The following is a 12,623-nucleotide window of genomic DNA, read 5'->3' on the forward strand; positions in this document are numbered from 1 at the left end:
TACTTAACAAACGCAGCCCCGCCATGCTCGACATTCAACTCCTCCGCAAAGACCTGGACGGCGTCGCGAAGCGCCTCGCCGATCGAGGCTACACGCTCGACGTCGCCGCCTTCGCCGCGCTCGAAGCCGAGCGCCGCGAGATTCAGACGCGCACCGAAGAACTGCAGGCGCGCCGCAACAGCCTGTCGAAGCAGATCGGCGCGATGAAGGGCCGCGGCGAGGACACGTCGGCGGTGATGGCGGAAGTGAGCGGCATCGGCGACACGATGAAGGAATCGGCGGCGAAGCTCGAAGACATCCAGAAGCGCCTGTCGGACCTCATGCTGACGGTGCCGAACCTGCCGCACGAAAGCGTGCCCGTCGGCCAGGACGAGACGCACAACGTCGAAGTGCGGCGCTGGGGCGCGCCGCGCGCGTTCGACTTCGAGGTCAAGGACCACGTGGACGTCGGCGCGCCGCTCGGACTCGATTTCGAAACCGGCGCGAAGCTCTCGGGCGCGCGCTTCACACTGCTGCGCGGGCCGATTGCGCGGCTGCATCGCGCGCTCGCGCAGTTCATGATCGACACGCATACGGAACAGCACGGCTACACCGAGGCGTACACGCCGTACATCGTGAATCCGGAGATTCTGTACGGCACGGGCCAGTTGCCGAAATTCGCCGACGACATGTTCCGCGTGGAGAAGGGCGGCGACGAAAACACCGTCACGCAGTACCTCATTTCGACGTCCGAGATTTCGCTGACGAATACGGTGCGCGACAGCATTCTCGAAGCGAGCGCGCTGCCGGTGAAGCTGACGGCGCATTCGCCGTGCTTCCGCTCGGAGGCGGGTTCGTACGGTCGCGATACGCGTGGTCTCATTCGCCAGCATCAGTTCGACAAGGTGGAGATGGTGCAGGTCGTCGCGCCCGAACACTCGTACGCGGCGCTCGACGAGATGGTCGGACAGGCCGAAGCCATTCTGCAGAGGCTCGAACTGCCGTATCGCGTGATCACGCTCTGCACGGGCGACATGGGTTTTTCGGCAGCGAAGACGTTCGATCTGGAAGTGTGGCTGCCAGCGCAGAACACGTATCGCGAGATCTCGAGCTGCTCGAACACCGAGGCATTCCAGGCGCGGCGCATGCAGGCGCGCTTTCGCAACGCGCAGAACAAGCCGGAGTTCGTGCACACGCTCAACGGCTCGGGGCTCGCGGTCGGCCGTACGCTCGTCGCGGTGCTGGAGAACTTCCAGAATGCGGACGGCTCGGTGACCATTCCGGCCGCGCTGCGTCCCTACATGGGCGGGGCGGAGCGGATTGAAGCGCCGGCTGCATGATGTTTATTTGCAAAAAGGTGCTTGGAAACCTTTAGCGACTTCGATATACTTCGATTCTTCGTTGAGCAACGACCCGTTCAGCGAAGGCCGGCAGCAGCAAGCTGGTAGACGGAAAGGTGGCAGAGTGGTCGAATGTACCTGACTCGAAATCAGGCGTACGGTTTCCCCGTACCGTGGGTTCGAATCCCACCCTTTCCGCCAAAATTCAAAACCCCGCAAGTCGTCAGGCTTGCGGGGTTTTTCCTTTTGGGGCTGCCGTTGGAACGCATGGATGCCATGCGTTCATCGTTCAACAGCCCGGCGAACAGGCGGGCGCGCGTATCGTCTGAAGCGCCTTCAAACCGCGCAGCGCGCCACATCAAAGCGCAGTTCCGGCTCGGGCACGCCACCGTCGTCCGACGCGGCGTGCTGCACTTTGACGATCGACCCGTAGCCCGACGGCGTCAGCGTCACGAGCCACGCGTTCGACCCGACAAGGAGCTCCGTCGAGCCCTGATCGCGCGTGATCTGCGCCGACGGCAGCATGCGCTGAAGGCAGCTAGATACATCCGACGCCGTGCGCGCCGAAGACACATAGATCACAGGTTTCGATGCCCGCAGTTCCGGGTCACTCGTTGATCCACACCCGGCGAGCGCCACCGCAGCCGACGCCAACACACAAGCCAAACTCAAGCGATACAAGCTCATAACGCTCCGTACGAAAAGTCGATTCGTCGCACTTGAACACAGACGAAGACGCATCGCAAGGGCAGCGATCGGGCGAGAGATGCAGCCCGAAAGCAGCCGGCGACGAAAGCGGGAATGCTATCATCGGCCTCATTGTCCTCGTGCGCGGCGCGCGTCGAACGTTCGCGAACGGCGGCCCGGCGCCCGCATGCAGGCGGCACGAATCCATCCGCATCGCTCAATGGCCATCACGCTCAAGACCCCCGCCGACATCGAAAAGTTGCGCATCTCAGGCCGCATGGCCGCCGAAGTCCTCGCGATGATCGCCGAACACGTCCGCCCCGGCGTCACTACGGACGAACTCGACGCCATCTGCAACCGGTTCATCGTCAACGAACTCAAGGCCGTGCCGGCGAATGTCGGCTACATGGGCTTTCCGAAGACCGTCTGCACGTCGGTGAACCACGTGGTCTGCCACGGCATTCCGGGACCGAAGGAACTGAAAGACGGCGACATCATCAACATCGACGTCGCCATCATCAAGGACGGCTACTTCGGCGACACGAGCCGCATGTATTACGCCGGCACGCCCGGCAAGGAAGCGCGTCGCCTCACCGAGTCGACCTACGAAGCGATGCTCGCAGGCATCCGCGAGGTGCGTCCCGGCGCGACGCTCGGCGATATCGGCTTCGCGATTCAGTCGGTCGCGCATCGCGAAGGCTTTTCGGTCGTGCGGGAGTACTGCGGCCACGGCATCGGGCGCGTGTATCACGAGGACCCGCAAGTGCTGCACTACGGCCAGAAGGGCGCCGGTCTGCGACTGAAGCCGGGCCTCGTCTTCACCATCGAGCCGATGATCAACGCGGGCCGCGCGGCCACGCAGCAATCGCGCGACGGCTGGACGGTGACCACCAAGGACCGGTCGCTCTCCGCGCAGTGGGAGCACATGATCGCCGTCACCGACGACGGCTACGAGGTGCTCACGCCGTGGCCGGACGGCACCGGCGGTTATGAGACGCCGTGAGCGGCGCCTTGAGACGCAAGCTCTGCCGGCCTCGCGCGCCGCGCAGACGATGTGCGCTGTAAGGCACTTTCCGACGATTTAGGAATTGACGGGTTCGCCCGTTCGGTTGAAGCTACGCGAATGGGCCATGTGTCCGAGCCGCCGCAAGGCGTTCGAAGCACAGCCAGAAAGCCAGAGAGATAATTGCCCGCATGAGTCCCTCACTGACCGTCAGCCGCATTGCCGCGCAACAAGGTTCGGTTCTGCGCGAGCTTCGCACGGCGTCGCTGCGCGAAGCGCCCTATGCGTTCGGCGAGACGCTCGAAGATGCACTGCTCGTCGATCCCGCATCGTTCGATCAGACCGCCGCGCTGCACGCCACCTCGCCCCGGCTCGCGACGTTTCTGCTGTACACCGAAGGTCATCCCGCAGGGCTCGTGCATGCGTACATCGAGGAGAGCGGCGACAAGCGCGCGTTCGTGAGCGCGCTGTGGGTCGCGCCGGCCGTGCGTCATCTGCGCGGCGGTGAACTGCTCGTGAACGTCGCGTCGCAATGGCTCGCCGAGCAGGGCGTATCCGAAGTGCATGCGTGGATCGCCGATGAAAACCGCACCGCAATGCGCTTCTACGAACGGCTCGGCTTCGGTCCCACGGGCGATCGCCGCGCCATGCCTCCGAGCGAGCAGGAAGCCGAATCGCTCTACGTGCGTCACGTGAAGCCCGGGCACGACGCCTGAGACTTTCGGGCGCATCTCGTCGCGCGTTCTTCCTTTCCAGCGGCTGCAAATCGGTCTTAAAAACTATGGCCGCGAGCGTGTACGCCTGTAAAATACGCAAAATTTTTGGCCGTTCCTATGTCGCTCAACAAAACGCCCTTCTTCGAACTGCGCAGCGGCTCCGTCGACACGCTTCTCTTCGTCGTCAAGACTCCAGACCTCGATGCCCTGCGCACCGAACTCACGCGGCGCTTCGAGGCGACTCCCGAATTCTTTGCTAACGATGTCGTCGCCATCGACGTGCGGCGTCTCGCGGCTTCGGGCAACGGCGGCGAAGGCGAACGCATCTCGCTCGCGGACCTCGAAGCGCTGCTCAAGAGCGTGCGCATGCGGCCGGTCGGCGTCGTCGCGCTGCCCGCGCAGACGTGGGCGATTCAATGGGCGAATGCGGGCGGCCTGCCGATTCTCGAAGCACGCGATCGCCGCGGCGCGCCGAAGCCATCGGTGGACGAAGCCAAGCCCAACACCGAAGCCGCAGCCGTCATCGAAGCGGCTGTCGCCAAGGAACCGCCGCCCGCCGTTCCGCAACCGGCGACCATCATCGACCGGCCGCTGCGCTCGGGGCAGCAGGTCTACGCGAAGGGCGATCTCATCGTGCTCGGGCTCGTGTCGTACGGGGCGGAAGTCATCGCGGAAGGCAACATCCACGTCTATGCGCCGCTGCGGGGCCGCGCGCTCGCCGGCGTGCACGGCAATCTCGACGCGCGCATCTTCTGCACCTGTCTCGAACCGGAACTGATCTCCATCGCGGGGATCTACCGGACGACCGAGAACCCGCTGCCCGCCGACGTGGCGAGCAAGCCCGTGCAAATCTGGCTGGACGAAGAAAAACTCATGATCGAACCGCTGCGGCTGACCTGAAGCCGCGCGCCCGGTGCGTTGGCGCGCGCTCGTGAAGGGAGCGCAGGCGGACCCATTTGACGAACACAAGGTACTTGTATGGCAAAAATCATTGTGGTGACTTCGGGGAAGGGCGGCGTCGGCAAGACGACCACGAGCGCGAGTTTCGCATCGGCGCTCGCGATTCGCGGCCACAAGACGGCCGTGATCGACTTCGACGTCGGTCTGCGCAACCTCGACCTCATCATGGGCTGCGAACGCCGCGTGGTGTACGACCTCATCAACGTGATCCAGGGCGAGGCGAACCTGCATCAGGCGCTCATCAAGGACAAGAAGTGCGAGAACCTCTACATCCTTCCGGCGTCTCAGACTCGTGACAAGGACGCGCTCACGCTGGAAGGCGTCGAGAAGGTCATCAACGAACTCATCAAGATGGACTTCGAGTACATCGTGTGCGATTCGCCGGCCGGTATCGAATCGGGCGCGCTGATGGCCATGCATTTCGCCGACGAGGCGCTCATCGTGACGAATCCGGAAGTGTCCTCCGTGCGCGACTCGGACCGCATTCTCGGCATTCTCGCGTCGAAGACGAAGCGCGCGATGGAAGGCAAGGAGCCCGTGAAGGAGCACCTGCTCATCACGCGCTACAACCCGAAGCGCGTGTCGGAAGGCGAGATGCTGTCGCTCAACGACATTCAGGAGATCCTGCGCATCGACCTGATCGGCGTGATTCCGGAATCGGAAGCGGTGCTGCATGCATCGAATCAGGGCTTGCCGGCCGTGCATCTCGACGGCACGGATGTCGCGGAAGCCTACAAGGACGTGGTGTCGCGTTTCCTCGGCGAGGACAAGGCGCTGCGTTTCACCGACTATCAAAAGCCTGGTCTGCTGCAACGCATCTTCGGCACCAAGTAAGGGGACGCAATGTCGATTCTTTCGTTTTTGCTGGGCGAGAAGAAGAAGTCCGCTTCGGTCGCGAAGGAACGCTTGCAGTTGATCATTGCGCACGAGCGCGCGGGTGGCAAAGCCGCCGCCGATTACCTGCCGGCGTTGCAACGAGAACTCGTTGCCGTGATTTCGAAATACGTGAAGATTTCCGATGACGATATTCGGGTGAGCCTCGAACGTCAGGACGATCTCGAAGTGCTGGAAGTCAAGATCGAGATTCCACAGGCCTAGCGCCGCCATCGGTCCGCGCGGCGCCTGCTGTCGCGGACTCGCAAACGAAAAAGCCAGGATCGGGCGATCCTGGCTTTTTGTTTTGGCGCGCTATCGTTTGCGCGCGCTATTTCTGCGAAGCGGCGGCCTCCGCAGCGGCCTCCGTCTCCGGGTCCGGCACTTCGGGCGAAGGCGCGGCTGGATGCGCGAGCGGCGCCATGTAACGCTCCGACAGCGCCTCGTATAGCGGCGGGGCGAACACGCGCGACACGCGGCTCGAAATGAGCGCGGTCGCCATCAGCGAGATGACGAGCGCGTGCCCGTTGATCATCTCCATCACGATCACGAACGCGGTGATCGGCGATTGCGTGACGGCGGCGAGATAGCCGACCATCGCGAGCGCGATCAGCATGGGCAACTGCATGTCCGAGAACACCATGTGCAGAACGTTGCCGAAGCCCGCGCCGATGGACAGCGACGGCGCGAAGATTCCGCCCGGAATGCCGGGCAGATACGAGCCGATCATCGAAACCATCTTCAAGAGCGGATAGAACGCCGAAAGATGCTCGCGTCCTTCCAGCAGGCCGCGCGCTTCCGCGTAGCCGCTGCCGAACGTATTGCCGCCCGACACGATGCCGACCGCCGCGATCACAAGCCCGCACAGCGCGGCGAACGCGACCGGCTGCGACGCATGCAGCTTGCGCAACGGCGCGGGAATCCACTTGCTCGTGTTGAGCAGCAGCCAGCAGAACACGCCGCCCGCGATGCCCGTGACGATCGCCGTGACGACGACGGCCACGGCCAGCACCTTCGGAAAATGCGCGCCGACGTCGATGGTGCCGAAGTAGGTGTAGTTGCCGTTGAGCCCGAGCGCGACGATACCCGCGATGATGATGCCGGTGATCAGCACGCCGCTCGCGCGCACTTCGAAGCTGCGCGTGAGTTCCTCGATGGCGAACACGATGCCCGCGAGCGGCGTGTTGAATGCCGCGGACAATCCGGCCGCCGCGCCGGCGAGCACGAGCTGGCGCTCGATCAGCGAATTCGAGCGTGGATAGAAGCGCCGCATGTTGAACATCAGCGCCGCGCCGACCTGCACCGTCGGCCCTTCGCGACCGATGGTGAAGCCGCCGAGAATCGCGAGGAACGAAACGGCGATCTTGCTGGCGAGAATCTTGAGCGTGAGCAGGCGCCCGCCCGCCGCCGATGTCGGGCTATGCAGCACGGCGATCACCTGCGGAATGCCGCTGCCTTCCGAGCCGCGAAAGAACGCGCGCGTGACAAGCACGCAGAGCGCCGCGACCGCCGGCGTCACGATGAGCGGCAGCCACGTATGTTCCGCGCGGAAGCCCATGAAGAGGCCGTATCCCCAGTCGATGAGCCGCGCGTAATACACGGCGACGAGACCGACGAGAATCGCGCCCAGCCAGAAGATGCCGTAGCGGCGCCAAAGGCTGCGCGTTCGGCGCGTGGTGAGAGTCGAGAGGGAACGAAGCGCGCGGATCATGCGAAGACCATCGGCAAAGCGCCGATTATAACGACGATCCCGAAACGCAATCCGCGTCGCCGGCGTGACGACAGGAAAGCGGGCGCGGAAAAAGAACAGGCGCGGGGCTTTCGCCAGGCGCCCAGGAAACGCTCCTATCAAACAGGAGCGGAGAGGAGAAGAGAGCCGGGCGCGCCGCAATCAGCGACACGAACGGCAATTACAACCTCGGACCGCGCCCGCTCGCCAGAGTTCAAAGAAATCGAAAGTAGTCCGCAAAAAAATCAGGCTGTCAGCATTTCGAAAGCGACGACCGCCGCGATCGCGCTCAGGTTGGCGAGAAGCGCTTCGCAGACCACGCCGCGCCAGGTCGCAGGCCGAAACCGGATCGCGAGCAGCAGCGCGACCGAGAGCGCGATGGCGATCATCGCGACGAGATGGGAGCTGGTCAGGTGCAGGGACATGATGGTCTCGATGCAAGTCCGTTGTTGTCCAGGATCGGTCTAACCGCGCGCGGCTAAACCGGCGAAAAAGCCATGTCGCCGCCAGCTTGCCGACCGTCTGCCGGTGTTACCTTGAAAGTACGTACCTGATTACGTTGCCACGGGAATTTTGTTTCGACGCTAGGTACAAACCCCGTATGCGCGCGATCGCTTCGACAGGCGCGCCCGACCGCAGTCCGAGGAGCATTCGACAGATGACTTCCCCGCCGGCACGTTCGCTCGAAGTCGATTTCTTTCGGGGAATCGTGCTTCTGATCATCGCGGTGGACCACATATCGGGAAGCGTGCTGTCGCGCTTCACGCTGCATCAGTACGCCTTTTGCGATTCCGCGGAAGTGTTCGTGTTTCTGGGCGGTTACGCGTCGGCGGCGGCTTACACGGCGCTTGCGACGCGCCGGAGTGATTCGGCCGCTCGCCGTCGCTTTTTCCGGCGCAGCTGGGAAATCTACCGCGCGTATCTGCTGACGGCGGTCTTGATGCTCATCGGCGGGGCGCTCTTGATGCTGCTGCGGATCGATTCGCCGATGCTCCAGTACACCGAATGGCCGACGTTTCTCGCCCGCCCGTTCGGCCTGCTCTTCGATGTCGCGCTGCTGCGGCAACAGCCGTATCTATCGTCGGTCCTGCCGATGTATTCGCTTTTCGCGCTCGCCGTGCCGGTCGTGGTGCCGCTCGCCGCGCGCAGGCCGGTCGTCGCGATGTTCGGCAGCCTTCTCCTTTGGCTCGCGGCCACGCCGCTTGCCAACGCGCTTCCGGCTTCCTATGCGCAGGCGTGGGCGTTTAATCCGTTCGCCTGGCAGCTGATGTTCGTGACCGGCGTGCTCGCGCGCGTGCAGCCGATCAGCGACGACTTCCACGCGGGCCGCGTCGCGCGGGCGCTGACTTGCCTGGCGGTTGCGTTCGCGCTGACGTTCGCGTTCGCGAAGCTCTTTCTGGAAACGCAGGCGCCGCCGGGATACATGAAGCAGAACCTCGCGACGCTGCGCATCGTGAGCTTCGGCGCAGTCGCGTGGATCATCGCGCGCGCGGTCTACGCGGGCTGGATCGGCACGCTCGCGCGTCGATTTCCGGGCATCGTGACGGTCGGGCAGCAGGGACTCGTATGCTTCATCGCGGGCGCGGCGGTGTCGCTCGTGCTGGATTCGGCGTTGCGCGCGATGGGCGTCGAGAACCTCGGGCGGTATCCGTCGCACTGGCTGGCGGGGATCGCCGCGGATGCGATCGCCGTCGGCTTCCTGCTGTGGCTCGCGCGGTTTTGGGCGGAGCGCAAGGCGGCGAGAGCAGCCAGGGCGGCGCGCGTCGGGCATGCGACGGCGCAGCCTCGTGCCTCCATGAATCGACGGCCTGTTCCCGCGCATGCGGTCAAACGGTGCGATAGGTGAGCGCGGCCGTGCGTGGATGCTCGTCGTTGTCGCGGGGTCTGGCCGGATGTCCCCGATACGGCGACTACGAGCGGCCGAGCCGCTTTCGTCCGGGTATGCCCTAGCGCTGACGAGCGCGCCAGCTACGACACCGCGACGGTACCCGAATGCTTTTCCAATGATTGCTGAGCAGGCCGGCCTTTTCCGCTTCAGCGCACGCACCAGCGCGCCGGCCACGCCCTCATTCCATCACGATGTCGCGCGTCTCGCGCATGGCAAGCACCGCGAGCAGGCTGACCGCCGCTGCCGCCGACACGTACCCGCCGACCCACGCCAGCCCGCCGCGATTGGCAAGCAATTGCGCGATATACGGCGCGACCGACGCGCCCAGAATCCCGCCGAGGTTGTAGGCGACGCCCGCCCCGGTGTAGCGCACGTTCGTCGGGAAAAGCTCGGGAAGGAGCGCGCCCATCGGTGCGAACGTCGCGCCCATCAAGAACAGCTCGATCGTGAGAAAGAGCGCCACGTAAGCCGTGTTGCCGCTGCCGAGGAGCGGTGACATCGCGAAACCGGACAGAATCGCCGCGATGCAACTCACGATGAGCACCGGCTTGCGGCCGAACCGGTCGCTGGCGATGGCCGAGATCGGCGTGGCGATCGCCATGAACAGCACGGCGAAGCAGAGCAGCCCGAGGAACTTCTCGCGCGAAAAGTGCAGCGTCGCGACGCCGTACGACAACGAAAACACCGTCGAGATGTAGAAGAGCGTGTAGCAGACGACCATCGCGAGCGCGCCCAGCAGCGTCGGCGCGAGATAGCGGCTGAACAGCGTCGCGATCGGCACCTTCACGCGCTCGTGACGCTCCAGCGCGGCGCGGAACGCGGGCGTTTCGGCAATCTTCAGTCGCACGTACAGCCCGAGCGCCACCAGCACCGCGCTGACGAGGAACGGCACGCGCCAGCCCCAGCTGCGAAACTGCTCGTCCGACAGCGAGAGCGCGAGGCCGAAGAAAAGACCGTTCGACGCCAGAAAGCCGACCGACGGCCCGAGTTGCGGGAACATCCCGAACAGGCCGCGCTTGCCTTGCGGCGCGTATTCGGTAGCGAGCAGCGCCGCGCCGCCCCATTCCCCGCCGAGCCCGATGCCCTGCCCGAAGCGCAGGATGCACAGCAGCACGGGCGCGAGGCTGCCAATCGATGCGTAGCCGGGAACGAAGCCGATGAGCGTCGTCGAAAGACCCATTACCAGCAAGGACGCGACGAGCGTCGATTTGCGGCCGACGCGATCGCCGAAATGCCCGAACAGAAACGAGCCGACAGGCCGCGCGAGAAACGCGATGCCGAAGGTCACGAACGCGGACAGCGCCTGTGCGGCGGGCGATCCGTGCGGAAAGAACACCGGCCCGATGACGAGCGCGGCGGCGGTCGCGTAGACGTAGAAGTCGTAGAACTCGATCGCGGTGCCGATGAAACTCGCGAAAATCACGCGCGACGTGCTTTGGGCTTTGTCGCCGGGCTTGGCGGCGGAAAGCGAGGGTGATGACATGCTGTCTCCGTTTATTGCGTTGTAGTGTCTGTTGCTGCGCGCTCGCATTCGCGGGACGTGCTAGATGGGCGCTGCGTCGGGCGTCTGGGAAATCGTGCGCGATAGCTCGGGCTCGCGCTGGGCGTGGTGCGCGAGACGGGGGCGAGCGGGCCATGCCTGGAGGCGCTTCGCACGGCGCGCGGGGTAAGCGCGTGGCGAAGGCCGGCCGGTGTAGAACCGGCAAGGGGATGCCAAAAATTATAACGATCGGGCCCGGCAGGCGCCAATCTGCACCAACGCGCGCCGATCGGCGCTAGTCGATGCTCGTCGCTTGCGGGGAGTGCGACGTCTGCAACTGGAACTGTCCGTTGTCGTTGAACATCCATCCTTCGAACAATTCGACCTGGCCTTTGCCGTTCAGCAGGCGGGCGGGCGGCGCGGGCAGCGGGGCGGAGCGGCGCAGGGAGGCGAGCGCGGTGGCTTCGGCTTCGTCGTCGCCGTTGGTCCGATACACGGACGATTGCACGAGCCGCCCGCTACGGTCCACCGTGAACGCGACGAGCACGAACGACCGCAGCATCGCCTGCGGCGTGCCATGCAGCACGAGCGACGGATTGCGCTCGAAGATTCTCTCCGCGATGCGCGCCTTGTACTGATCGAGCGTCAGCCCCGGCGCCGGCGACGGCGCGGCGGCGCGCGCCTGAACGACGCTCGGCGGCGGCGTGAACGTGCAGGCGGTCGTCGCGAGGATCAGCGCGAGGATCAGCGCGATGGCGAGCCAGGCAGCGGCGATCCGAACGGGCGATGCGGACGTCGCGATCATGATTCGTGAGGACGAGTGGCGCGCAGGGCGATACTCAAATAGTAGCGGTTGCCGGAGCCGCCCGGTATTAGCGCTTTCCGGGTGCGGGTCTTGCTCCGCTATTCAGATACTTCGAACGTACAAGGAGGGAGCCATGACTGGTGAAACGAATCGTCCCGACGACGCGCAGCCTGCCGAACACAGCGACAACGAGAAGAGCAAGCTGCCGGAGCGTGACGATCAGGGGCGCAAGCAGGCGCCGCACGATAATCCGGGGCAGCAGCCCGGCGAGGGCGAACCGCCCGTGGGTTGAGCGCTGTGGCGCGTCGGGCTAGTCGGCGTAGGGCTTGACGAGCTCGGCGCAACGCAGCGGCGACGTCGAACGCGTCCCGGCGGATTCGGCGGCGCGTGTCTCGATACAGCGGTACACGCTATTGGTTTTCTGCAGGATGTACGTGTCCTCGGGCGACGCCGGGCTGCGCGTGGACGCGCTCGTCATCGCGACGATGGTGTAGCCGTTTTGAACCAGATCGAAGAGTGTGGTGTCGGCGCGGCGCCATTGGGTGTTGGGCAATGTGTCCGCCTGCGCCGACGCCTCGCCGTAGCAGGCAAGCGCCAACAGAAGGGGGATGCTGCGAGTGCGGTGCATCGTCAGGTCTCCGCGCTGAGTGGTGAGCGCGGTTAGATGCGGCAGCGGGCGCGGCGTTCAATCGGTGCTGCGAACAGACCGTGGCGGCGAAAAAAAGCCTCGCGCTCGGCGAGGCTCAAGCCAACCTACCATTGAAGGCTCCCGTCACGCGGATACGGGGGAACGCGTGAAGAAGCTTTGCGACGATACTTGGGGACGAGTGGGGGGGCAATGCGGTTTGTCTGAATGTTGAACGCTTCTATGCGACGGATCACGGCGCGTTTGTGACGAACGCGCAGGCCGACGCGTCATTGTGCTTTCCGGACCTGCTTTCGCACTCGTAAATGTTAATCGAGTCGAGCGTCGGAATCTTTCGGCCCAATCTTTGAATGGTCGAGTGGGCGTCAGAGCCGCAAAAAGATTGTGTTGAATAATTCCGAAGGATGGCACGTCGACTCGCTCAAACCTTCATGCCGCAGATTCGACGATTCCGGTCGGCCGGATCAATGCGAGAAAGGCATCGCGTTGCGCTGTCCGTCGGCACCGAAGCTAGGCG

Annotated in this window: 14 protein-coding genes and 1 tRNA gene; 9 read left to right on the top strand and 6 right to left on the bottom strand. The window is 64.4% G+C overall.

Annotated features, from left to right (window positions below):
• The first annotated feature begins 23 nt into the window (after positions 1 to 23).
• Both serS and LDZ24_RS03295 read left to right on the top strand, forming a co-directional pair.
• The gene (gene serS, locus LDZ24_RS03290) at positions 24 to 1,319 is read left to right on the top strand and encodes a serine--tRNA ligase (protein WP_248321575.1); all 1,296 of its coding nucleotides are present in this window, start codon (positions 24 to 26) and stop codon (positions 1,317 to 1,319) included.
• Between the two features lie 110 nt (positions 1,320 to 1,429).
• Positions 1,430 to 1,520: transfer RNA gene (locus LDZ24_RS03295), tRNA-Ser, on the top strand.
• A 135-nt stretch (positions 1,521 to 1,655) separates the two neighbouring features.
• On the opposite strand, the gene LDZ24_RS03300 is transcribed toward LDZ24_RS03295, so the two are convergent.
• Positions 1,656 to 1,901 carry a hypothetical protein gene (locus tag LDZ24_RS03300; protein ID WP_248321576.1) on the bottom strand — a complete coding sequence of 82 codons (246 nt, stop codon included), beginning with the start codon at positions 1,899 to 1,901 and terminating at the stop codon, positions 1,656 to 1,658.
• A gap of 325 nt (positions 1,902 to 2,226) precedes the next feature.
• On the opposite strand from LDZ24_RS03300, the gene map reads away from it, so the two are divergent.
• From map to minE, 5 genes are all read left to right on the top strand, one after another.
• Positions 2,227 to 3,009 (top strand): type I methionyl aminopeptidase, encoded by a 783-nt coding sequence (gene map, locus LDZ24_RS03305; protein ID WP_248322262.1) that lies wholly within the window; start codon positions 2,227 to 2,229, stop codon positions 3,007 to 3,009.
• Positions 3,010 to 3,200: 191 nt separating this feature from the next.
• Positions 3,201 to 3,725, top strand: a complete 525-nt coding sequence (locus LDZ24_RS03310) for a GNAT family N-acetyltransferase (RefSeq protein ID WP_248321578.1) — start codon at positions 3,201 to 3,203, stop codon at positions 3,723 to 3,725.
• A 117-nt stretch (positions 3,726 to 3,842) separates the two neighbouring features.
• Positions 3,843 to 4,625, top strand: coding sequence for a septum site-determining protein MinC (minC, locus tag LDZ24_RS03315; protein ID WP_206467761.1), 783 nt, complete (start codon positions 3,843 to 3,845; stop codon positions 4,623 to 4,625).
• Positions 4,626 to 4,703: 78 nt separating this feature from the next.
• Positions 4,704 to 5,519 (top strand): septum site-determining protein MinD, encoded by an 816-nt coding sequence (gene minD, locus LDZ24_RS03320; protein WP_175939742.1) that lies wholly within the window; start codon positions 4,704 to 4,706, stop codon positions 5,517 to 5,519.
• Between the two features lie 9 nt (positions 5,520 to 5,528).
• On the top strand, positions 5,529 to 5,783 hold the full coding sequence (gene minE / locus LDZ24_RS03325; protein WP_106855712.1) for a cell division topological specificity factor MinE: 255 nt from the start codon (positions 5,529 to 5,531) through the stop codon (positions 5,781 to 5,783).
• Positions 5,784 to 5,889: 106 nt separating this feature from the next.
• Here the strand turns inward: minE and LDZ24_RS03330 are convergent, their stop codons facing one another.
• Entirely contained in the window at positions 5,890 to 7,269 is a 1,380-nt protein-coding gene (locus LDZ24_RS03330; RefSeq protein WP_248321580.1) for a chloride channel protein, read from the bottom strand.
• 263 nt (positions 7,270 to 7,532) lie between these two features.
• On the bottom strand, positions 7,533 to 7,712 hold the full coding sequence (locus tag LDZ24_RS03335) for a hypothetical protein (RefSeq protein ID WP_244848904.1): 180 nt from the start codon (positions 7,710 to 7,712) through the stop codon (positions 7,533 to 7,535).
• Between the two features lie 233 nt (positions 7,713 to 7,945).
• Between LDZ24_RS03335 and opgC the strand changes: the two genes are divergently transcribed.
• On the top strand, positions 7,946 to 9,133 hold the full coding sequence (gene opgC, locus LDZ24_RS03340; RefSeq protein WP_248321582.1) for an OpgC domain-containing protein: 1,188 nt from the start codon (positions 7,946 to 7,948) through the stop codon (positions 9,131 to 9,133).
• 220 nt (positions 9,134 to 9,353) lie between these two features.
• On the opposite strand, the gene LDZ24_RS03345 is transcribed toward opgC, so the two are convergent.
• Positions 9,354 to 10,658, bottom strand: coding sequence for an MFS transporter (locus LDZ24_RS03345; RefSeq protein ID WP_248321584.1), 1,305 nt, complete (start codon positions 10,656 to 10,658; stop codon positions 9,354 to 9,356).
• A 292-nt stretch (positions 10,659 to 10,950) separates the two neighbouring features.
• A complete protein-coding gene (locus tag LDZ24_RS03350; protein WP_248321586.1) occupies positions 10,951 to 11,460 on the bottom strand; it encodes a TonB family protein in 510 nt (169 codons plus the stop codon).
• Between the two features lie 133 nt (positions 11,461 to 11,593).
• Between LDZ24_RS03350 and LDZ24_RS03355 the strand changes: the two genes are divergently transcribed.
• Positions 11,594 to 11,752, top strand: coding sequence for a hypothetical protein (locus LDZ24_RS03355; RefSeq protein ID WP_175939749.1), 159 nt, complete (start codon positions 11,594 to 11,596; stop codon positions 11,750 to 11,752).
• A gap of 18 nt (positions 11,753 to 11,770) precedes the next feature.
• Here LDZ24_RS03355 and LDZ24_RS03360 read toward each other — a convergent pair whose 3' ends face one another.
• Positions 11,771 to 12,088, bottom strand: a complete 318-nt coding sequence (locus LDZ24_RS03360; RefSeq protein ID WP_248321588.1) for a hypothetical protein — start codon at positions 12,086 to 12,088, stop codon at positions 11,771 to 11,773.
• Positions 12,089 to 12,623 lie beyond the last annotated feature (535 nt).

The sequence above is a fragment of the Caballeronia sp. Sq4a genome (assembly GCF_023170545.1).
GTDB lineage: Bacteria > Pseudomonadota > Gammaproteobacteria > Burkholderiales > Burkholderiaceae > Caballeronia.

Excerpts from the sequence above, each read along its gene's own strand:
- serS (WP_248321575.1), top strand. The coding sequence starts at position 24 with ATGCTCGACATTCAACTCCTCCGCAAAGACCTGGACGGCGTCGCGAAG.
- map (WP_248322262.1), top strand. The coding sequence starts at position 2,227 with ATGGCCATCACGCTCAAGACCCCCGCCGACATCGAAAAGTTGCGCATC.
- LDZ24_RS03310 (WP_248321578.1), top strand. The coding sequence starts at position 3,201 with ATGAGTCCCTCACTGACCGTCAGCCGCATTGCCGCGCAACAAGGTTCG.
- minC (WP_206467761.1), top strand. The coding sequence starts at position 3,843 with ATGTCGCTCAACAAAACGCCCTTCTTCGAACTGCGCAGCGGCTCCGTC.
- minD (WP_175939742.1), top strand. The coding sequence starts at position 4,704 with ATGGCAAAAATCATTGTGGTGACTTCGGGGAAGGGCGGCGTCGGCAAG.
- minE (WP_106855712.1), top strand. The coding sequence starts at position 5,529 with ATGTCGATTCTTTCGTTTTTGCTGGGCGAGAAGAAGAAGTCCGCTTCG.
- LDZ24_RS03330 (WP_248321580.1), bottom strand. The coding sequence starts at position 7,269 with ATGATCCGCGCGCTTCGTTCCCTCTCGACTCTCACCACGCGCCGAACG.
- LDZ24_RS03335 (WP_244848904.1), bottom strand. The coding sequence starts at position 7,712 with ATGTCCCTGCACCTGACCAGCTCCCATCTCGTCGCGATGATCGCCATC.
- opgC (WP_248321582.1), top strand. The coding sequence starts at position 7,946 with ATGACTTCCCCGCCGGCACGTTCGCTCGAAGTCGATTTCTTTCGGGGA.
- LDZ24_RS03345 (WP_248321584.1), bottom strand. The coding sequence starts at position 10,658 with ATGTCATCACCCTCGCTTTCCGCCGCCAAGCCCGGCGACAAAGCCCAA.
- LDZ24_RS03350 (WP_248321586.1), bottom strand. The coding sequence starts at position 11,460 with ATGATCGCGACGTCCGCATCGCCCGTTCGGATCGCCGCTGCCTGGCTC.
- LDZ24_RS03355 (WP_175939749.1), top strand. The coding sequence starts at position 11,594 with ATGACTGGTGAAACGAATCGTCCCGACGACGCGCAGCCTGCCGAACAC.
- LDZ24_RS03360 (WP_248321588.1), bottom strand. The coding sequence starts at position 12,088 with ATGCACCGCACTCGCAGCATCCCCCTTCTGTTGGCGCTTGCCTGCTAC.